General features: G+C 52.9%; 17 protein-coding genes. 5 read left to right on the top strand and 12 right to left on the bottom strand.

Annotated features, from left to right (window positions below):
• Positions 1-23: 23 nt before the first annotated feature.
• Together B212_RS0101970 and B212_RS0101965 are read right to left on the bottom strand one after the other, a co-directional pair.
• Positions 24-1,376 (bottom strand): APC family permease, encoded by a 1,353-nt coding sequence (locus B212_RS0101970; protein WP_019908608.1) that lies wholly within the window; start codon positions 1,374-1,376, stop codon positions 24-26.
• Between the two features lie 222 nt (positions 1,377-1,598).
• Positions 1,599-3,428 (bottom strand): APC family permease, encoded by a 1,830-nt coding sequence (locus B212_RS0101965; protein ID WP_028530555.1) that lies wholly within the window; start codon positions 3,426-3,428, stop codon positions 1,599-1,601.
• Between the two features lie 196 nt (positions 3,429-3,624).
• Between B212_RS0101965 and B212_RS0101960 the strand changes: the two genes are divergently transcribed.
• On the top strand, positions 3,625-4,335 hold the full coding sequence (locus B212_RS0101960) for a WD40/YVTN/BNR-like repeat-containing protein (protein ID WP_019908606.1): 711 nt from the start codon (positions 3,625-3,627) through the stop codon (positions 4,333-4,335).
• 77 nt (positions 4,336-4,412) lie between these two features.
• Here B212_RS0101960 and B212_RS0101955 read toward each other — a convergent pair whose 3' ends face one another.
• On the bottom strand, positions 4,413-5,090 hold the full coding sequence (locus B212_RS0101955) for a hypothetical protein (protein ID WP_019908604.1): 678 nt from the start codon (positions 5,088-5,090) through the stop codon (positions 4,413-4,415).
• Between the two features lie 194 nt (positions 5,091-5,284).
• Between B212_RS0101955 and B212_RS0101950 the strand changes: the two genes are divergently transcribed.
• The 3 genes from B212_RS0101950 to B212_RS0101940 are packed head-to-tail and all read left to right on the top strand — an operon-like array spanning position 5,285 to position 8,864.
• Positions 5,285-6,754, top strand: coding sequence for an FG-GAP repeat domain-containing protein (locus B212_RS0101950; RefSeq protein ID WP_019908603.1), 1,470 nt, complete (start codon positions 5,285-5,287; stop codon positions 6,752-6,754).
• 14 nt (positions 6,755-6,768) lie between these two features.
• The gene (locus B212_RS0101945) at positions 6,769-7,464 is read left to right on the top strand and encodes a response regulator transcription factor (RefSeq protein ID WP_019908602.1); all 696 of its coding nucleotides are present in this window, start codon (positions 6,769-6,771) and stop codon (positions 7,462-7,464) included.
• Positions 7,458-8,864 (top strand): sensor histidine kinase, encoded by a 1,407-nt coding sequence (locus tag B212_RS0101940; RefSeq protein ID WP_019908601.1) that lies wholly within the window; start codon positions 7,458-7,460, stop codon positions 8,862-8,864. Before B212_RS0101945 ends, B212_RS0101940 begins: the two co-directional genes overlap by 7 nt.
• A gap of 16 nt (positions 8,865-8,880) precedes the next feature.
• Here B212_RS0101940 and B212_RS0101935 read toward each other — a convergent pair whose 3' ends face one another.
• On the bottom strand, positions 8,881-9,876 hold the full coding sequence (locus B212_RS0101935; protein WP_019908600.1) for an NADase-type glycan-binding domain-containing protein: 996 nt from the start codon (positions 9,874-9,876) through the stop codon (positions 8,881-8,883).
• Between the two features lie 143 nt (positions 9,877-10,019).
• Entirely contained in the window at positions 10,020-10,943 is a 924-nt protein-coding gene (locus B212_RS0101930; RefSeq protein ID WP_019908599.1) for a helix-turn-helix transcriptional regulator, read from the bottom strand.
• 122 nt (positions 10,944-11,065) lie between these two features.
• Here B212_RS0101930 and B212_RS0101925 point away from each other — a divergent pair, with 122 nt between their 5' ends.
• Positions 11,066-11,485 (top strand): pyridoxamine 5'-phosphate oxidase family protein, encoded by a 420-nt coding sequence (locus tag B212_RS0101925; RefSeq protein WP_019908598.1) that lies wholly within the window; start codon positions 11,066-11,068, stop codon positions 11,483-11,485.
• Positions 11,486-11,546: 61 nt separating this feature from the next.
• Here B212_RS0101925 and B212_RS0101920 read toward each other — a convergent pair whose 3' ends face one another.
• The 7 genes from B212_RS0101920 to isdE form a co-directional block, all read right to left on the bottom strand.
• Positions 11,547-13,601 (bottom strand): iron ABC transporter permease, encoded by a 2,055-nt coding sequence (locus tag B212_RS0101920; RefSeq protein ID WP_019908597.1) that lies wholly within the window; start codon positions 13,599-13,601, stop codon positions 11,547-11,549.
• Positions 13,602-13,609: 8 nt separating this feature from the next.
• Entirely contained in the window at positions 13,610-14,644 is a 1,035-nt protein-coding gene (locus B212_RS0101915) for an ABC transporter substrate-binding protein (protein ID WP_019908595.1), read from the bottom strand.
• A gap of 217 nt (positions 14,645-14,861) precedes the next feature.
• Positions 14,862-16,520, bottom strand: coding sequence for a thiol reductant ABC exporter subunit CydC (cydC, locus tag B212_RS0101910; protein WP_019908594.1), 1,659 nt, complete (start codon positions 16,518-16,520; stop codon positions 14,862-14,864).
• Positions 16,517-18,826, bottom strand: a complete 2,310-nt coding sequence (gene cydD, locus B212_RS0101905) for a thiol reductant ABC exporter subunit CydD (RefSeq protein WP_019908593.1) — start codon at positions 18,824-18,826, stop codon at positions 16,517-16,519. Before cydD ends, cydC begins: the two co-directional genes overlap by 4 nt.
• A 31-nt stretch (positions 18,827-18,857) precedes the next feature.
• Positions 18,858-19,640 (bottom strand): ABC transporter ATP-binding protein, encoded by a 783-nt coding sequence (locus B212_RS0101900; RefSeq protein ID WP_019908592.1) that lies wholly within the window; start codon positions 19,638-19,640, stop codon positions 18,858-18,860.
• A complete protein-coding gene (locus B212_RS0101895; RefSeq protein ID WP_028530552.1) occupies positions 19,627-20,613 on the bottom strand; it encodes a FecCD family ABC transporter permease in 987 nt (328 codons plus the stop codon). The genes B212_RS0101900 and B212_RS0101895 overlap by 14 nt, the downstream gene beginning before the upstream one ends.
• A 43-nt stretch (positions 20,614-20,656) precedes the next feature.
• Positions 20,657-21,604 carry a heme ABC transporter substrate-binding protein IsdE gene (isdE, locus tag B212_RS0101890; protein WP_019908590.1) on the bottom strand — a complete coding sequence of 316 codons (948 nt, stop codon included), beginning with the start codon at positions 21,602-21,604 and terminating at the stop codon, positions 20,657-20,659.
• Between the last annotated feature and the right edge of the window lie 57 nt (positions 21,605-21,661).

The raw sequence follows: 21,661 nt of genomic DNA, 5'->3' as shown, positions 1-21,661 counted from the left end.
CGCTAACTCCCTTTCCTTCATTGTTATAAAGAAGTGTCAAACAGACCCCAATCCGGGATTTGTGTGAACACTTTGGTCCTTACCGTCAGATACAAAAGACCTGCCGCAAACCATATGCCGCCCACTAAGAACGCCTGGTGACTGAGGCTTGAGAGCAGCCAGACATTGCTCACAATCCCGAGGGCGGGCAAGAGCAGATACAAGAGCAGCGCCTTTGGCGAACGAAGCTTGCTTTTGACGCAGTAATGAAGGATCACACACAGATTTACAAAAGCAAAGGCCACAAAAGCGCCCAGATTGACAAGCGAAGCCAATGTAACCAAATCAAACAGCATAGAGGCCGCTACCGTCAAAATACCGATAAAAACAATGCCGCCTACCGGAGTTCCATACTTGGGATGCTTATAGCAGAACAGCTTCTCGGGAAAGACATGGTCCCGTCCCATGACAAAGAGCAGCCGGGAAATCCCCGCTTGCTGAGACACAATAAGTGTAAAGACGGAAGCTGCGGTCACCAGCATGAATAGAGTTTGGAAGAGCGGCCCGCCTAAGAATTCCACAAGCTCCACAGCCGCCGTATCCGTGCTGCTGAAGCTTCGCCCCTGATAGGCTAGCACACCGAGATAGGCAATCAGGATGAACACCAACCCGTTCAGCACCGTCACAAAGATTAGTGTCCGGGGGATGGTGCGCTGCGGGTCAACCGATTCTTCGGCAATCGTCGTCACTGCGTCAAAGCCGAGAAAGGATTGGCAGACCAGTGCGGTCCCGGCAATGACGCTGAGCAAGGAGAAGTCGGGATTCCAGAAGGGGGTCGAGGAAATCAGCGAATGGCCTGGCGAAGGGGATACGAGGGCATAAATACAGGCTCCGAAGAAAAAAGCGATTAGCACAAACTGCATCCCCACCATGATCCGGTTGACCTTCACCGCCATTTGCAGGCCTTTGATATTGATTAAGGTGCTTAATGTGATGAAGAGCGCAACCCACACCACAACGGGAATCACGGGGAGCATCTCGTGCAAGGCCAGACCGAGGAACAGCACAGACAGCATCGGCACAAAAGCATAGTCGAGCAGCAGCATCCAGCCCACCAGGAAACCCGCGAGCGGATGAACAGACTTCTGGACATACCCGTAGGCGGAACCGGAAGTCGGGTATACCTTGACCATCCTGCCGTAGCTGTAAGCCGTAATGAGCATCACTAGAAAAGCCAACAGATATGCTGTAGGCAGCATTCCCTTCGACAGCTCGTTAGCCACGCCGTACGTTCCAAAGATGGCAATCGGCGCCATTAAGGAAATCCCAAATATCATTTGCTTGCCTTGCGTCATTACTCTAACGGGGATACGTGAGACTTCCTCTGCATTTTTCAATCATCCATCCTCCTTTTTATTAAATTCATTTATATATGTCATAAATAATGACACACAACTGATGATCCGAAGCGATTCTTGCTGTATTCTTACTTTATATGCAAAAGAAGATATTGTAAATGTTATTAAACATTACATTTCAATTTTTTTCACGCATACAAAAAAGCCCCTGCTATCCACATTGAAAATGGATAACAGGGGCCTACCGGATGGACGGCACCATTATTTCTTCAAATGATAAGGCACTGTAGTAATAATTACATTTCTGCGGTACAGCAGATGTGCGCGAAGCAGCAGGCTGGACTGGTTGTGCAGGATGTTGTGCCAGCCCTTCTTCGGTATGAACTGCGGCACAACCACTGTCACCTGATAATTGGATTCGCTCGCCTTGCGCTGTACCGTGTCAATGAATTTGGTCAGCGGCTGGGTGATGCTTCGGTAAGGCGAATACAGCGTCACCAATCGGATTTCGGGGTGGAATTTCTTCCACTTCTCTTCAAATACCGCCTCATCCTCCCGCTCGAACGGAACATGCACGGCAATAATCTGCTCGGTCCCCAAAGACTTGGCATAACGGAGCGAGTTCTCAACCACATGTGTTATTCCGGCAACAGGCAGGATGATGACGTTCCCCTCAATGGCAAGCGGCGGCTCTTCGCAGGTGGAGATCCGCAATTGGTCAGCGACGGACTCATAATGCTTGTGAATCCGGTGGAACAGCAGAATAATCAGCGGCAGGAAGATCAGTACTGGCCATACCTGCGTGAATTTGGTCAGGAAGAACATCATGGTAACAATAAAGCTGATCAGCGCGCCCGCAGTGTTGATAATGAACTTGACGGCCCAGCCCCGCGGCTTTTGCCGGACCCATTTCACCATCATCCCGCTCTGGGAGAGCGTAAAGGGAATGAACACGCCTACCGCATATAACGGAATCAGGTGCTCCGTCCGCCCTTCAAAGGCAATGATTAGAATGATGGAGAAGATCCCCAGCATCAGAATGCCGTTCGAATAACCCAGCCGGTCTCCCCGGACTGTGAACATACGCGGAATAAACTTGTCTTTCGCCAAATTCACCGCCAGCAGCGGGAACGCGGAATATCCGGTATTGGCCGCCAGAACCAGAATCAGCGCGGTAGTCCCCTGGACGAAGAAGTACATGAAATTGCGGCCGAATACCTCTTCGGCAATGATGGACACCACCGTAGCCTCTTCCCGTGGCGCAATGCCATAGTAATAGGCCAGAAACACAATACCTGTAAATAACACGGCCAAAAGCGTACCCATCGCCGCCAGCGTTTTGGCAGCATTGTTCGGGGCCGGCTCTTTGAAGTTAGGGATGGCATTGGAAATGGCCTCCACCCCTGTCAGCGCCGAGCTCCCGGAGGAAAAGGCCCTCAGCAGCAGGAACAGACTGATGCCCGCCACCGGAGTACCAATAGGAGTGTGCAGGTCGGCCGGCACGCTGCCGGTGAGGATTTTGAACAATCCCAGACCGATCATAATAAATAATGCGAGCACAAACAGATAGACCGGGTACGCCAGGAACGACGCCGATTCGGTGACCCCCCGCAGATTCAAGGTTGTAATGAACAAAACGAAGATAATGGCAATAGGCACATTATACGGATGCAAGCTTGGAAAAGCCGAGGTAATCGCGTCAGTTCCGGCGGAGACACTCACCGCCACTGTCAATATGTAGTCCACCAGCAGCGAGCCACCAGCTATAAGCCCGGGATACTTTCCCAGGTTCTCTTTGGATACAACATAAGCTCCGCCGCCGTGGGGGTATGCAAAGATAATCTGCCTGTAGGATAAAATCAAAGCCACCAGCAGAACCAGAACTCCTGCCGCAATCGGTATCGAATACCAAAACGCCGCAGCGCTGATTGTAATCAGCACCAGCAATATCTGCTCAGGACCGTAAGCAACGGAGGACAGGGCATCTGAAGAAAGAATGGCCAGCGCTTTGGTTTTGTTCAATTTCTGTTCGCCAAGCTGGTCCGACTTCAGCGGACGTCCAATCAGGAATCTTTTCAATGAAGACATCATTAGCCTCACCCATCACTTTTTAATGTTATATTACCCTTGGAAGTAAATAATAATCTCAGTTCTTTATTATACGCTTTTGAAACAAGCGTGGTTGCTATTATTTTCAAATCATAACCACTCCTAAATATATCAATTAGTTACATTATTATGATAAAATCAGGAAAGGCTGCTCACTCCACATAAAGGGAGAATGACAATGAAAAATCTGGCCGTGACAGGTCTCGTTGCCGCAATAATCTTATCCGGCTGCTCCGAATCCAACTCCGCCCACGGTTCCGCTTCCCCAGAGGTTACTGCAAAAACCAGTACAAGCTTGATTGAAGCAAGCCCTAAGCACAATGCCGCAGGCGACAGCACGGAAGAAACCTTTTTCCTGAATAAAACGCTTGGCTGGAAGGCCGTTTATCATTTTCAAGGCATGGCCCGTGAAGATATGGAGCTGTATCAGACTAAGAATGCAGGCCGGGATTGGAAGAAGATCTCAGACAGCAGCCAGTCAGGCAGCACTCTTCCCGGAGGGGTGAAATCAGGTTTTGTTTTTACAAGCGGGACAGAGGGCTGGATTACCGCAAACGCCCCATGGCAAGGTAAGATAGGTCTCTTCAAAACCAACGATGGCGGAGTTTCCTGGAGCGAAGTCCCCCTCATCGTCCCTGATCTTTTGTCAACGGCTCAAATCCGGGTTGGCCCTCCCCTCTTTCTCTCGGAGAACCTGGGAATTCTGCTAACCCGCCCAGATGCTGCAGATCATACCTTACTGTACATCACCAAGGACGGAGGACAGAGCTGGAAATCATTTGTAGATAACGCAAGCGGTGAATATTCAGGGATTACATGGTCTATATCGGAAGGGGTTATGAACGTTAAGTATGATAATAAAACCTTGTCGATCAGTGTGCCGGATTGAGGAAAAATATACTGGACAGCAAAAAACGGACCACAGGAATGAAGATACTCCTGCGGTCCGCTCTCACCTTCTACTTCTTAGCTGGGCAAAGAGGTTGCAACGTTGGCATCGCCTGTCTTGGTGGCATCATGTGTTCCGGTTACCCCATAATATTGCCACATGGTTGGAGTGATGCCATTAATCGCCTTACATTTGCTGAAATCAGCAGGCGGTGAGTTGAAGGTGAGGCCCGGCCAATTGGCGCCCCACAACACCGAAGAATAGCTTGGTGATTTACTTCCCATGATTGCACTCCAGTCGCCCGCTGAAGTATACACCCCGGATTTATACACACTGCTCGATACACTGTCACAGAAGCCCTGGAACACGCGGTAGTTAACGTCTGCCCCTTTTTCCAAATTTCCGTTAACGGTATCATTCGCCCCGAACCAGCCGCCAAAACCCGATTCAATATCCCCAAAAATAGTGTTCATATTCGCCGGAGAATTGGCCCGCTCTGTACGAGCCGCCGAACCCTGCTTTTGCCCCCATGCATAGCCCTGATCTCCTGTATAACGGCCTGCCGTGAAGTTCGGGTCGGATACCGGACCTTTCAGCCCCCAATACATATATCTCTTCTTCGCAAGATTGGCTCCGGCGGTATTCCAATAATCTGAATTAGCCGTAGTCCCCGTACCGCGGCGCCCCGCGTAGAAATCCTTGCTCTTTGCACCTGTAGGAAATGTTGCAGTGTCGCTGTCAATACCGTAATACATATCCCCTCATCCTCTTCTATGAATTGAAGCTTTAGGCTTCTACTATATAAGAGAAATAGACTTAACCTTTTACAACCAAAATTACATTTTCAGGAAAAATAAACTTTTGTTCAATGACCTTTACCATTTTGAAACTACTTTGCCGAAGGGTTGGGATATACTAGCGACAGACATAACAAAGGAGATCACACTTTATGAATAAATCAGCTATTAGCGCCATTATTGTACTAACCCTGCTTGCGACAGGCTGCGGCACGATGAAAACTCCCAGCGATTTGCTCACGGCTCCGTCGCAGAGCAACTCCGATGGAACGATTGCAGGCATCGTACAGTCTTTTCTTCCATCCAATGCCCATCTGACCGTGCCCGTCCACTCTGAATCGAGCAGCGCCATCCAGCTTCAGGACCTGGACAAGGATGGTCAGGATGAAATACTGGCCTTCTACAAAACAGACAAAACCGACTTTGAAATCAACACACTCGTACTGTCAAAATCCGGCGGAGAATGGAAAAAGCTGACCAGCTTCACGGGAGTCGGCAGCGAGCTGGACTACGTGAAGTTTGCAGATGTTACTGGAGATGGCGCGGCAGATGTGCTGCTTGGCTTCAGCGGCGGCAAGGATCTCAGCAGGGAGCTGGCCGTCTACAGCCTGAGCGGCGGCAAGTGGTCCGAAATTCTCAAGAAGCCTTATGATCATCTGGCGGTGGGGGATTTGACGAATGAAGGGGAGACGGAGATTGCCTTGATTCAGGCCAATGTCAACGCGGATTCCCAGCAGCTATCCCATCTCCAATTGCTGCGCCTTCATGGCGGCCAAATTCACACCTTGGCAGACCAGACCCTAAGCGGTGTTGTGATTCAGGCCTTATTCGCTAAAGCTGCTCCCGCCAAAAACGCTCTGATCATTGATTCGGCCATTGGCGCGCATTCCTCCTACACCTCTCTGCTGACTTGGGAAAATGGCAGGTTTACTGATATACTTGCAACAGATGATTATCAGCATACCGCTCTGGCGGACAGCAAAGATCTTGTGCTTAAGCAGCTCGCCCCGGATTCCGGCGGCATGCTGGGTGAACGCAGCATCGCGATGAAGGACTATCCGCTGTACAGCGAGGATGTTAACGGAGACGGAATTATCGAAATCGGGTTTCCAGTTCCTCCTGCGGGTACAGAAAGCTTCGCTCCGCTGGCTACCCCTTTTATCACTAAATATTATCAATGGGACGGGCAATCGGGGCTGAAATTTGTGCAAGAGCAGTTTGACCGATGGGGCTTCAATTTCCATATTCCTCAGAACTGGACAGGAAAATATATACTGAAAACTCCAGGGGAAACCCCTGCTCCGTGGAAGAGCCTACAGTTCGGCTACAAGAGCGCCGATTCCTCTCTGACAGCTCCGCTGCTGGAGCTGCGGCTGCTCACCAAGAAGGAGTGGCAGACGGCCGAAGCCAAGCTGCTGGCGGAGAAAGCTTCTTATACGCAGCTCTATGAATTACAGAATACGGATGATGACACGGAGCCTACGGTGCTCGTTGCTGTTCTGCCATCCGCTACAGCAGGCAGCAAGCTGACCGGACCCTCCCTACAGGAATATGAACAGCTTAAGCTGACATTGGATGAAGTGCAGCGGCTGGCCGGCACACCGCAGAAGCCTCAGCTTTAATTAGGAGGGGAACTATGAAGGTGCTGGTACTGGAAGACGAGAAGCCGATACGCGATCTTCTGCGGGTGAATCTCAAGCGTGCGGGCTTCGAGGTTATCGAAGCCGTCACAGGGGAAGAAGCGCTGGCTGTTGCCGGGGATCACAAGGATTTTGACATCGCCATTCTGGATCTGATGCTTCCGGGAATCAGCGGCTTTGAAGTATGCGGACGGCTGCGCAGACAATTCCCCCGTCTCGGCATTATTATGCTGACTGCCAAAAGCCAGGAGATAGACAAGGTCATGGGACTGGAATCCGGCGCTGACGACTATGTCATTAAGCCGTTTAGTCCGGTGGAGCTGGTAGCGCGGGTTCGCTCCTTGTACCGGCGGATGTATCCGGGGGAAGCGCCGCTGGCCGGGAACCACATTGAGCTGTCTCCCTTCACACTGATGCTGGATGAACGCAAATTGCTGAAGGATAAGCTCGATATCCCCCTGACACCGACCGAGTTCGCCATTGTGAAGCTGCTGATGGAGCAGCCTAACAAGGCGATGAACCGCGATGATATTCTGACCTCCGTATGGGGGCAATATTTCATGGGCGAGCTAAAGATTGTAGACGTCAATATCAGCCGAATCCGGCAAAAGATCGGGCAGGGTCCTTCCGGGCCCCAGTACCTCGAAACGGTGTGGGGATTTGGCTACCTATGGAGGGTCCAACATTGCTGAAGGGAATCAGGTCTCGGCTTATCATCTATATCACCCTTGTTCTCCTTCTGATTGTCCTGGTGCTGGAGGGGGTATTTATTGCGGCTGTCCACTATTATTATCTGGGCAGCGCCATGGAGACGCTGAATACACGGGCCACAACCTCTGCTACCTTTTTCAATAAATATCTGGAAGGTTACTCTATCAACGAACGGGCCAGATATATTCTCGAGAACCTCTCGCCTGAAGAGAGCAGCAAGGTTGAAGTGCTGAACGTAGAAGGCAATGTCATCATCAACTCCTTCGGCTTCGCAAGCTCCGAGCGTGTGAATACCCCCGATGTGAGGGCTGCCCTCGCTAACGGCAAGGGCAGCTATCAGGGGCTTACCCCGTTTAACGGCGAACGGATTCTGGCCGTATCCATCGCCTTGAAAGAATCCGGCACGAATATCGGCGTGCTGCGCTATTCAGTCTCTGCCGAGCCACTGTACAGTGTGATCTTAAAGATTATCCTGAATGCTTCCTGGGTGGGGCTGCTGGTCATAACGTTCGGTTTCCTGCTGAGTGTATTTATCGCCAAGCGGATTGTAGGTCCGATTCGGCAATTAACCTCTGTCGCCGAGGAAATGGCTACCGGCAATTTTGCCGTTAGAGCGGCGAAGCAGCATGACGATGAGATCGGCACCTTGGCCGACACCCTGAATTACATGGCAGAGGAAATGGTCAAAAGCGAAAAAATCAAATACGACTTCATCTCCTCCGTCACGCACGAGCTGCGCACCCCCCTCACCTCCATCAAAGGCTGGGGCGAAACGCTGCTTGTGGGTGATTTGTCGGATACGGAGGAGACTCTGCAGGGGCTTGAGGTCGTAACCGGCGAAACCGACCGCCTGATCGGACTGGTTGAGGACCTGCTGGATTTCTCCAAATTTCAGGCCGGAGAGCTGAAGCTTGTGCTTCAGCCTTATGATCTGCGGGGACTGCTTGAGGATTTGCTGCTGCAATTCCGGTACCGCGGATCAACCAAGCAGATCCGATTGTACGCCGATATCCCGGATGAGCCGCTGCCTGTAGACGGGGATTTCAACCGCCTGAAGCAGGTTTTTGTTAATCTGCTGGACAACGCCTTCAAGTTCACCCCGGCACAGGGAGCAATCTCACTTTCGGCAGTCTCCAATGAAACACTAATTATCATTACAGTAGCGGATAACGGTGAAGGCATAGAGGAGGACGACCTGGCGAAGCTCGGCACCAAATTCTTCAAGGGCAAGTCCCGCCAGTCCGGCAGCGGCCTGGGCCTTGCCATCTGCAAGGAGATTATTGAACTGCACGGCGGACACCTCCGCATCGAAAGCGAGTTCAGCAAAGGAACCACTGTCATTGTGGAGCTGCCGCGTTACCGGGTTCAGCAGGAGGGCTAGGGAGCCAGGCACTTCCTCAGAAAACAGCCAGCTCCGTTACACAAGTATCGTCATACTTGGAGCCTGGATTAACCTCCAGGATAGTGAACTTAATGCTGTTCGTCCTTTTGATTTCCGGCAGCTCAAAATAATAACCCTTCGTAAAATCAACAATAGTGGATGATCCATCGGAGAAGGTTATTCTCGCTTTGCGCACACTGTTGTTTTCCAGATAAGCGGAGACGCTTTTGCCATAGCCGGGTAAAATCTTGAGACCCTCAATTTCGATGGTTTTGGTGAACTGGATTGTGAAGCTTTGCCCGATTCCGCTGCCCTTAACCCCTTCGCACCAGCATGTGGTTGAATCACCGTCCATCACTTGATTGGGGCTGTAGGATGATGTTTTTGATTTAGGCAGGGTAGAGGTCGCTGTAATTTTTGAAGTCTGGATTTGGTTATGGGTTTGATAGGCTTCCGACCATGAATCCTTCAGATTAATAGCCGTATTGGTGTGAAGGTTGACCTTGTATTCGGTTATAAAGATATCTCTTACATACACACTGACATAACGAATCCATTCCTTGTTGCTCTCATTGTCTCCAGCCGGGTAATCGAATTTCACCAGCTTGGATGGCTTGCAATTGCAGTATTTAGCTACGATATCGAAGTCAGCTCCAGGTTTCGGAGCCCGATTACCATAAGGATCACGGATAAAGCTCCGCGGCTTCGTAAAGATCGGGTCTACCTCCGATGGAAGCTGTCCCATCTGCAGCACAATCAGGCCTGGCTTGAATTGGATGCTCCCCTCTCCGCTTGCAGATCTTTCTTCTCCGTCCCCGTTATACACCTTGTATTTGTAGGTGAACTTGACGGGTTGTTGTCCATCAATAGTTAGGAGGGTTGCCGATTGAAAGGTGTAGGTTTCTCCTCCATCCCAGACATCATACGCAAGCTTGGCCTTGCCTGTCTGCTGATTAACCGTAAGATTGAGCGTACCGTCACTGTCCTCGTCCTCCACCAATGCCTTATCCACCCACTTGCCTCCATACGCCGAGGCGGGGGAGCCTGCAGTTGAAGGCGCCGCATACGCGCTTACACAGTAAAGAGAGAACAAAACTACCGCATTTAACAAAAGATAGAGTATACTTTTTCGAAATTTCATCTTCATCCCCGTTTCTATTTCTCATAGACCCCCAATACAGCTTTAATTCTCTGAATCAGCTCAGCCCGGACATGCGGAGGCTCCAGGCATTCACATTTATCCCCCAGCCGCAGCAGCATCTGATATCCGAAATCATTGTCCGTGAATGGAAATTTAACCGTGAATTTGTTATTTCCGCATGGCTCCACGTTCTCTTCTCCGCATAATTCAAGCATCAAATCCAGCAGAGATGAATCAATTCGAAGTGTAATCGTAATCTTGTTGTGGTCCGGGGGGGTTAATGGACTGGAGTCAAATTCCCGGGGCGTATAGATCTCCTCAAGAAGCTCAAGGTCCGTTACGCGGGATAGCCGAAAAATACGAAAGTCCTCCCTTGAGGAGCAATAGCCCTGCAAATACCAATTCGAGTCCTTCAGCACCAAGCGGTAGGGTTCAACCTTTCTCCGGGTCTTGTTCCCCTCCTGATCGCTGTATTGAAAAGACAACAATCTCCGCTCATGCAGCGCCGTCCTGATATCCTTCAGATTAAGCTTCAGATTCTTGTTCCCAAGCCAGGGCATAGGATCGACGACAATCTGATTTGATTTTAACTCAATTTCTCTGATCTGCTCCTCTGGAATTAGCCCCTTCACCTTAGCCATCGCATTCATGATCTCCTCACTGGACATCGTGGCGTGCATGCTTCCCAGACCTGTTAGTAAAGCCGTAATATCGGAAACGGTAAACAGCCTTTTCTCAATCTTGTATTCGCCCATAATGCCAATACCTCCATGCACGCCGGGATAGGTAATAATCGGAATGCCCGCCTGATTGATCGCTTCGATATCTCTGAAGATGGTCCGGCGCGTTACCTCGAACATTTCCGCCAATTGGGAAGCACTGATTTTTTCGCGTTCCAGCAGAACCATAATAATGGAGATCAATCTGTCTATTTTCATTGCCATCACCTGTTTTAATTTTATCACAGAAATGATGACATATAGTTGTCATAATTATATGTGTTAGTATCAAATCAACCGCTAACCCACGGTTCAATATATAGACACAAGGGAGAATGAACATGGAATTTTTACAAGGCTTCAAAGAAATTATGGAGGTCAGTGGGCACCTGGCTTTGGCAACCTCCAAGGATAACAAACCCAACGTCAGAGTCATGAGCCACTTCTATGATCAAGACAAAGGCATCGTGTATATTTCTACTTTTAAGCAATCCGCAAAAACAGCAGAATTCGCAGCCAATTCCTCAGTTGCATTCACTACAATTCCTGATGAATCGAGCAGGCTGGTAAGAGTTACGGATGCCACCGTGCAAAAAAGCGAACACACCGTATATGATCTAAAAGACGGGTTTACCAAAAACAATCCAAGCTTTGAATATACACTTAAAGAGGCAGGGCACATGTTCGAGGTGTATGAAATCCATTTTAAAGAAGCTATTGTAACGCTGGGTCATCTTAAGATGGAGAAAATAACTCTGTAAGACGAAACAAAAAAGGATATGGAACAAGGGCATCCCTTTGATCCATATCCTTTTGCAATATTTATTTGCTGACAAGCGAACGGTACATGAGAAACAGGAAATACGGCGCTCCGATCAGCATAATAATGAGGCCTGACGGAATTTCGGTCGGCGCCATGATGGTTCTTCCGACAGTATCCGCCATGACGAGCAGCAATCCCCCCAGCAGCCCGGACAAAATAATGGAGCGTCTTGTGTGATGTCCGATCATCATCCGCACCGCATGCGGCGCCATCAGTCCCAGAAAACCAATCGTTCCTACGTTGGCTACGGCTCCCGAGGCAAGCAGTACGCCGATAATCATCGCCCAGAGTCTTGTCCCGCGAACCGGTAAGCCAAACCCTGTCGAGCTCTCATCGCCGAACGCCAGCAAATCAAATCTGCGCCCCAAATAGTAGGCAATGGGTACAAGGACGATGAGGAATACAAAAAGGATACTAAATTGATCCCATCCCCGGCCATAGGTTGAACCCGTTAACCAGATAAAAGAGGAGCTGCTCCACAGACTTGCCTTGACGATCATCGCCTGTATGCCTGCAGAGCCGATGGCCGATACTGCGATTCCGAGCAGAATGAGCACTGACGGATTCAGTGCTTTGCGCCAGGCCAGAGTAAACACAAAGGCTGCGGCAACGACCCCGCCTGCAATTGCAGCAATCGGCAATGCGAATATCGTAAGCCCCGGCCATACGACCAGTACAAGCAGTGCGCCAAAGCCGGCTCCCGATGTCACGCCGATAATCGAGGCGTCAGCCAGCGGATTGCGGACAGCACTTTGAATTAAGACGCCGCTGACGGCAAGCGCAATACCGCCGCAAGCCGCAACAAGTGTGCGCGGAAGCCTTAGATTCAGCAGAACCGAATACGATGTCTCTCCCTTATGGGTAAGGCTGCTTAGCAGCTCGGCCAGCGGAATTCTCGTTCCTCCAAGCGACAAGCTCACCAGGATAATCACGATGAGCAGAACGCTCATCAATATCGCCGTCGGAATGAAGCGTAGGCGCAGCGCCGCCCCTCCTATACTCATGGAGGTCTGCCCTGTGCCTGCGCCGGATATATTTTTCATCTTGGTGAGCACCAGCCAGATCAGCCAAGGGCCGCCGATAATTGCCATAACCGCACCGACCGGCATTTCCCCCACATTGCTGCGTACCATACGCGCAAGCGTGTCGGCCGCTGTAATAAGCAGCGCCCCCCAGATCGCGCTCGCGGGAATGAGGTAACGATGCTTGCGAACCCCGCTAAGGCGGACAAGATGCGGAGCGACCAGACCCACAAACCCAATCGGTCCAACCACACTCACCACAATTGCAGCCATGAGTACCGATAAGCCGAGGCCGATCGCCCGGGTCAGCCCTACGCGCTGCCCGAGTGAGCGGGCGGTGGACTCATCCAGCTCAAGCGCATCGAATTGCCTGCCCGCGAGTACCGAAACCCCAAGCAGTGCAAGGACGAACGGCCAGGCATACTGAACGCCGCTCCAGTCGAGCTGGATTAAGGAGCCCGAGCCCCATAAGAACAGGTTTTGCGTTTCCGTCTTTTTGAAGATATGAATCGCCGATGTAAACGCTCCGAGCACCATCGACACAATCATCCCTGATAAAGCCAGGCGGACAGGCGTGGCCTTCCGCCCTCCGCTAAGGATATAGGCCGTAAGCGCCGCTAGCAATCCTCCTGCTGCCGCCAGGATAAATGGATACTGATGCTGCATAGCCGGAAAGGCAACCATGCCGAGAACCACCATAAAGTAAGCTCCGGCATTGATTCCCAGTGTATCCGAGGAAGCGAGCGGATTTTTCGTTATCGTCTGCAGCAAAGTACCGGCTGCGGCAAGAGCAGCACCGGCCAGAATGCCGATCACTGTGCGCGGCATACGAATATCCCAGAGCAGATTATGCTCCATCACATCCTGGCGGTGCAGCAGTCCCTCCCATACGGTGGATGCCGGGATCTTGGCCTCCCCGAAGCCAAGGCTCAGAATAAACAGAACGAAAAGGGCGGCAAGGCCGCCCCCGAAAATTCCAATTAGCCGCCAGGTCATGCCATTTGAGGCTGCGGTATTGTTATTTCTGTTCATCGAAGTGCTCATTTCGTTAATGTTTTTACAACTTCATCAACGATAACCTTGGAGGAGACCGGACCGCCGAACACCCAGGTCGCGCTGTTTAGTCCGAAGGTGCGTTTCTCCTTAACGAAGTTAAGGCCGTTCCAGACGGAGTTATCCTTCAGTTCCTTGGAGAAAATATCATCATCCTTCTGAACGATGTAGAGCAGATTCGTATCCTGAACCGCAGGCAAAGCTTCAACTGTAGATGTACTGAATCCGTAATCCTCGAATTTTTCCGGTTTCCAGTCGTTCTTCAGACCAATCCGGTCCAGAGTTTGTACAGCAAGAGAGTTGTCCGTAAAAAGACGCATTGTCGCTGCATTCTGATAGCTGTAGGCCTGGGTCAGCACGTAATTCAAGCCTTCCTTGCCTGCTGCCGCCAGCTTGGTCTTCGCCTCTGCGTAATGCGCGTCCAGATCGGAGAGGACCTTATCGCCTTCTGCTGTTTTGCCAAGCGCTGCCGCAATGGTTTTGAAGGTGTCTTCCATGAGCGTATATTGATCGCCCTGTCCTTCCTGCGGATACAGACTGAAAATCAGTGTTGGCGCAATGCCCTTCAATTGCTCATAGATTGCATCGTGGCTACCCGTAATGCCGATAATCAAATCCGGCTTCAAGGAAGCGATCGTCTCCAGATTTGGCTCGTCGCGGGTCCCCACGTCCGTTACGCCCGCATCAAGCGGAGCTTCAGAAGTTACATATATGCCATAGTTTTTGTTATCTGCATTGCCTACCGGCTGAACACCGAGTGCAATAACATCCTCCGTAAATGTCCACTCCAGAACTACAACCTTTTTCGCAGGCTTGTCCAGCTTAACCTCGCCTTTGGCATCCTTCAGAGTGATAGGGCCGCTCGCGGCTTCGCTTCCGGCCGTTTCAGCAGGCGCAGTTGTAGCCGCCGCATTATTAGCCGCTCCGTTCGATGCTGAATTATTTGTGTTCTTAGAGCCGCAGCCCGCTGCTATCAGAATGACAACCATGAGCATAATTAAGCCCTTTAACCTTTTGTGCATGTTGCAAATCCCCCTATATAATAAAAAGTAAAAACAGCACTCCATGATAACCGTTATCAACATTGTGATAATGATTATCATTGTTAACCAATATATGCTATCTTATATGTGATTCCGCCGAAAGTCAAAGATTAACCTGGAAATTATCTATATAAGCTAATCAAAATTCCCGAAACAGATCCCAAAAAGAAACCCCATTGTATCGAAACAACCTGCTCTATGCCCCGTGCCGCGCCTTCAGGCGCAGCGTCCGGTCCGCCCATTCCACCGCAGCAGGCCGGTGCGAGACCATAATAACCGTGCGGTCGGACAGCTCTTTGCGCAGCAGTGACAGCAGACCCTGCTCATTCAGCGCATCAAGGTTGCTAGTCGGCTCATCGAGCACAATAATACTGGCGTCAGACAGCAGCACCCGGGCAATGCCGATCCGCTGCCGCTCCCCGCCGGACAGCTTATCACCAAGCTCGCCGACCCTGGTCCCGTACCCGTCCGGCAGCCCTTCAATAAATGGCGCGATCATCGCCCGGCGCGCAGCGGTGCGCATCTCTTCATCGGTAGCTCCAGGCTTGCCCAGCTTGATATTAGCAGCAATCGTATCGTCGAACAGGAATGTGGACTGCGTCAGCATCGCGATATGGCTGCGCAGCGCCGTGAGCGGCAGGCTGCGAATATCCTGCTCTCCGGCATAAATGACGCCCTGGTCACAGTCGTAGTATCTCAGCAGCAGATGCAGTGCCGTGCTTTTGCCGCAGCCGCTTGGCCCAACCAATGCGGTTTTGTCCCCCGGCCGCACCCCGAGCGAGAAATCTTCCAGCACAGGCTGAGGGCTGCCGGGGTACCTGAAATTCACGTGGTCATAATGCACACTGCCTGGAAGCAACGCCGCCGGGCTGGCAATTTCCGCCGGAGGAGCCGCCATATCCTCCCCGGCCGCAGGCTTCTCGTCCAGAATGGCAAAAATTCGTTCCGCCGCCGCAAACGTATTCGACAGATCTACGGTCAGCAGGCTAAGCGAAGTAATCGGCCCGAAGGAGGAGAGCACGGTAACGGTAAGCAGTATCGTCCGGTCCAGCGCCAGGCCGCTGTTAACCGCCACGGCAAAGGTGGCCATGCCAGTAAGGGTGATCACCGCCTCGGGCCAAGCTGCAGCTATGCTTTTCAACAACCGTTGCCGGTCGAGCGGACGGCTCAGCCGGTGACTGCCCTCTTCAATTTGCCGTAGACTGTCCGTCTGGCGGCCGAAGATAAGAATTTCCTTCAGACCATAAATATGGTCAAGCAGCCGCGACGAATTTTCGGCAAAGGCTTGCCGGTAATCCCGACCCTGATGTTTGCCCGCCCGCGAGGACACGATATAGCTGACAAGAAGAGTCATAGCGTAGAAGCCGCCAATCAGCAGCGGAAATATCCAACCAAAGGTTGCCGCAAAAGCAAGCACCACCGTACTGACCCCAACCGCGATCAATACCGGTGCCACCGTGTGGGCAAAAAACACTTCGATTAATTCGACATCGGCGACAATCGCCGCGTTCAAATCAGCGGAATGCCGGCCCGCTGTCTTGGCCGGGGCCAGTCGCCGCAGTGCGGCAAACGTCTGCTCACGCAGCAGCGCCAGCAGACGGAAAGCCACATCATGGCCCGTGTACTGCTCCAGATAGCGCAGGACTCCGCGCAGGACAGCAAAGATGAATAGAAGCGTAATCAGCAGGGATTGGCTGACCGGCTGCGCATATCCCATGACACTGCACAGCAGAAGCGCACCGGCGGACATGATGCCGATCGCACACAAATGGCCAATAATGCCCGCAGTGGCCGACAGCAGCATCGTCCCTTTCAACGGCCTAAGTAATTGCAGCAGCCGCTTCGCAGTTTTCATAAGACAAATTCCCCTTCCTTAAGCAGTTCACCCTGCCCGGCAGCCAGTTCGAAATACAGTCCTCGCCGCTGCATGAGTTCCGCGTGACTGCCAGCCTCCACGATCCGCCCTGCGTCCATGACATAAATCCGGTCGGCGCGGGCAATGGTGGACAGCCTGTGCGAGATGATCAGCGTTGTTTTCTCCCGGGCGGCTGCCCAGATCGCCTTGCCGATCTCGGTTTCGCTTTCGGTATCCACATTGGAGGTCGCTTCGTCAAAAAGATAGACGCGCGCATCATGCAGCAGTGCGCGGGCAATTCCCAGCTTCTGCCGCTGGCCGCCCGACAGCCGCGAGCCTCCTTCGCCTACAGGGGTATTCAAGCCCTCGGGGGCGAGGTCTACAAATTCAGACAAGCCTGCGGCGGCGCAGGCTTGCAGCAGTTCTGCTTCCGTTGCTTCCGGCTTGCCCATCCGCAGATTGTCAGCCAACGTACCGGAGAAGATATAAGTGTTCTGCGGGACCAGACAAATCCCGTCACGGACGGCTTCCACGGACAAGCTGTTGATATCTTCGCCGCCAACCGTAACCGTTCCCGAATCCTGCTCCAGAAAACGGGTCAGCAGCGACACCAGTGTGCTTTTTCCGCTGCCGCTTGGCCCGACAACAGCCGTTGTTTTGCCGGCCTCAATGACCAGGTCGATGTCCCGAAGCGCAGGCTGTCGTCCGTCATAGGAGAAGCTGACCCGGTCGAAGCGGATGGAGAGCTGAGCGGGCAGCGGCTGTCCGCCTGAAGCGGCGGCTGCAGCTTGACCGTACTCGCTTTGCCCGCGCTTCGATTCGGGCACATCCAGCAGCTCGAAGATTTTTTCCGCTGCCGCAATTCCATTCATTGCTACATGGAAGTAGGAAGACAGTAGGCGAAGCGGGAGAAAAAATTCAACCGCAAGCAGCAGGATGGCAATCGCGCCGCCCAGCTCAAGCCCGCCGGCTCTGGCCGAAACTGCGGCAGCGGTTATGCCGCCAGCAGCTCCGCCGTAGGCGATCAGGTCGATTAGGGTAAGCGAGTTTAGTTGCATCCTCAGTACACGCATCGTGGTTTTTCGGAAGCTCTCAGACTTTTCTCTGAGCATGTCGGCTCGTTCCTCATCGCGGCGGAACAGCTTCAGCGTTGTCAAGCCCTGAAGGCTTTCCAGAAAAAGACCGCCGAGCGTTTGATAGCTTTTGAAATGGCGGGCGCTCATCTTGCGGGCAATGGCCAGCATCAGCGCGAGCAGCAGCGGTATGAGCGGGGAGACAACCAGCAGCACCAGCGCAGAGCGCATATCCAGCAGGCCGACGAAGCAAAACAGTACCAGCGGGGCCAGCAGCGAATAAAACAACTGCGGCAGATAGCTAGCGAAGTACGACTCCAGCGCCTCCACCCCGTCAATGGCCGCCGACACGGCCTGTGAAGTGCCGATGGAGCGGGTATATCCCGTCTCAAGGCGCAGCAGCTTGCGGTATACAGCCAGCCGCAGCTCCAGGCGCGTCCCGTTCGAGCTGCGGCTCGCGCTCAGAGCGGCCAGCGGGCTAAGCAGCAAGCGGATCACAATGACGCCGGCCCCTGTCAGAAACAGACGGCCCAGCACGCCGCTCATGGCTTCGCCGTCTAGCAGCGCCTGTACCGCACCGCCAAGCGTAAAGGCAAACCAGATGCCAGCGAGCAGCCCCGCCAGCTTAACCGCAACAGCCAGTACAATCCATCGCCGCGTGCTGCGCGCGAGCGAGAACAGCCGGCGTCTGGCCGGAACAGCGCGTTTGCCGGCTGTGCCGCCAGTCCCCGGAGATGCTGCCGGCCCGGCCGGAGGCGTATGGACAGGCTCTGTACCGCTGGTGCCAGTGCTGGAAGCGCCACCCCCGTCCAGCACTCTGCTGTCCGCATTCTTTGGGGCAGCAGGGGCCGTTTTCATCCGGGCAAACACCACCGTTTTGACCGTTCCAAGCGCAATTGCCAAAATTTTCAGTCCAAGCACATCCGTGCGGAAAAACATAAGCAGCAGCAGCCCCCATACAGGCAGCACAATGCTGAGCTTGGCCTTCAGCGTCATTCCTTTACCATCCAGAAGCGGCTGTACATTTAAGCGGTAAAATTTCGTCGCTCTCAGCCAGGCATGAAGCCTCCGCGAGCTTCTGGCCAGACAAAAGGAGGCCAGAAGCCAGAACGGCGTTGTGGGCAGCAGCGGCAGCACAATGCCGACTGCTCCGATTACCAGCAGCAGCAGACCGGCTACCAGAAAAACAAAACGGGTAACCCGGCCGCTTTCGATATTTTTGTTTATTTGCACATTCTATTCCTCCACTCCCGGTTCACCGGGATCATTCACGCATCGGTTTTCTCAGCGGAACTATATACAGCCCCGTTTCCGGCTCTGTTCTGACCATTACATCGACGCCATAGATATCTTTGACCGCAGCGGGCGTAATCGTCTCTTCAGGAGCGCCTTCCAGCACTACCTGACCGTCTTTCATTGCGATGATATGATCGCTGTAATGAATTGCCTGATTAATATCGTGCAGCACCATCACAACGGTCAGGCCATGCTTTCTGTTCAGACTGCGGATCAGCTCCAGCATCTCATATTGATAAAACATATCCAGATATGTAGTTGGCTCGTCCAGGAACAAAATCGGTGTCTTCTGCGCCAGTGCCAGTGCCAGCCATACCCGTTGCCGTTCCCCGCCGGACAGCTCCGCCAGCGGCTTGCGGCGTTTGCTTCTCAGATCCGTACACTCCAGCGCCCACTCGACGGCTTCCCTGTCCGCGCCGCGTTCAGGGGCCAGCAATGAACGGTGCGGGAGCCGTCCAAATGAAGCCAGCTTCTCCACAGTCATGTCCCCTGGCGCGCTGTTCTGCTGGTGAACCACAGCCAGCTTGCGGGCGATTTCCCGCGGAGCGCAGCGGTGCAGCTCCTTGCCGTCAACAATAACCGTACCGGACGAAGGCGCGTAATTCGCAGCCAGAACCCCAAGCAGTGTCGATTTCCCGCTGCCGTTGGGGCCGATGATCGCAGTTGACCGCCCTGCGGGAATCTTCATACTCAGTTGCTTCAGCAGCGGTTTTTTATCGCTGTAGGAGAAGGATACCTCATTGATCTCCATGACTCACCTCTCCTTTCCGCAGCAGAAATATCAGAAAAGGCCCCCCGATCACCGTCATAATGATGGAAGCCGGGATTTCCACCGGAGCAAGCACCGTCCTTCCCAGCGTATCTGCCGTCAGGATCAGCAGCGCCCCGGCCAAGGCCGTGAACGGAATCAGCAGCCTGTGATCTGACCCGACCAGCAGCCGTGCAATATGCGGCACCAGCAGTCCGACAAATGCGATCAGACCGCCGATGGCCGTCGCTGTTGCCGCCAGCAGCACCGCTACTGCTGAAACGGCAACCCGTACTCTGCTGACGCGCAGGCCTAAATTTTGCGCGGTCTTGTCCTGCAGCATAAGCACATTGCACCAAGGACTGACCAGCAGGGCGAGAATAAGGCCGACCGTACCATATAGAGCCAGAACCCGCACGTCCTCCCAGGTCTTCAGATTAAAAATTGAAGTCGTCGCCATGTTGACTGTTGTCACCGCATAGCTGCCCCGATAATTAAACGATTGTCCCAAGCCTGTAAAGGTGGCATTGACTGCAATGCCGACCAGAATGAGCCTGAGCGGCTGCAGCCCTGACTTCCAGGACAGTGAAAAAACAAGCAGGCAGGCAAACGCTCCACCCAGAAAAGCAAATAACGGCATCCAGAAAAAAAAGGCCGGGAAAATCGTTACCATCGTCAGCGCAACAAAACCGGCGCCGGAGGAGATGCCGATAACTCCCGCATCTGCCAGCGGACTGCGCATGACAGACTGGAGCAGCACACCGGAGACAGCGAGTGCGGCTCCGCTGAACATGGCTACAATGATTCGCGGCAGCCGCAGATCGCGGATAACCGCCACATTGTCATCTGTACCCGAAGCAAGTCCCCGCAGCAATTGGGGAAGGCTGACCTGGAGGCTCCCGCTCTGCACCGACCAGAGCACAGCCGCTGCCAATAATCCGGCCACAGCGGCAAAGCTCCACAGCAATCTGTTCATGTTCTTCATCCTCTACCCTCTGCGCTAATATTCATGCGCCTTCTCATTGCCGGAGCTCCGGGTACAGCATCGGAACCAGCTCTGTAAGCGCCTGGTCTGCCGCAAGATTGGCAGTAGTGCCAAATAAATTCTCCGGCAAATCATAGACCCGCCCGTTTTTGACGGCATTGAAATGCTTCCAGATATCGTTCTTTTTAAATTCCTCGTCGAACATCTTAACCACTTCCTCAGGCATGCCATGCGCCGCCCGCAGAATTACATCCGGATTGGCCTGCTGCAAATATTCAGTGTTGGAGGCCAGGTATTCCACCTTCTCCCCCTGTACAATATTTACGCCGCCCGCTGTACGCACAAGATCACCGATGTAGGAATATTCCGTCCCCACCAGATAGCTGCCGGGAACACCGAGCAAAATCAGCACCTTCGGCGATTTTTTTCCGGCTGTTTTGGCCTTGATATCAGCGATAGTATCGTCATAACGTGCAATAAGACCGTTCGCCTGCTCCGTGCGGCCATATTTCCCGCCAAGCATGGAGACGGAATCTTTCAGCTTGTCCAGGCTTGTCAAATCAAGAAACGTCGCCTGAATACCGGCACCTTTGAACAGCGGCTCCAAATCGTATTTGAGCGTAGTCACGGACAGCACCTCGTCCGGCTTCAGGGATTTGATAATCTCCATATCGGGGCTCATTGGACTGCCAACCTTCGCAACCCCCGCATAGCGCTCGGGCAGCGATTTCGAACTGGTCGGAATACCCGCCAGATCCAGACCCAGCACGTTCATTATTTCAACTGCCGACACTGTAGTCGCAACAATCCGGGGGGCCTGTGCCGCCGGAACATCACCGGCAGACTGGCCGGTCTGTGCCGTCTGCACGGGCTGTGTTCCGGCTGCGGCTTTACCGGCTCCGGTTGTGCCCGTTCCTGCCGCACAACCAAGCAGCGCCACAATGCAGCATATCACCGTAAATAATCCGATTGCTCTTTTCATTTCCGGAATTTCCCGCCTCTCTCCCACAAACTGCGGAAGGACACCGGTAAGCCGGCA

This window comes from Paenibacillus sp. HW567, assembly GCF_000374185.1.
Lineage (GTDB): Bacteria > Bacillota > Bacilli > Paenibacillales > Paenibacillaceae > Paenibacillus_AQ.
The sequence above is the reverse complement of the archived record's forward strand: the minus strand, read 5'-3'. Positions and strand labels throughout refer to the sequence as shown.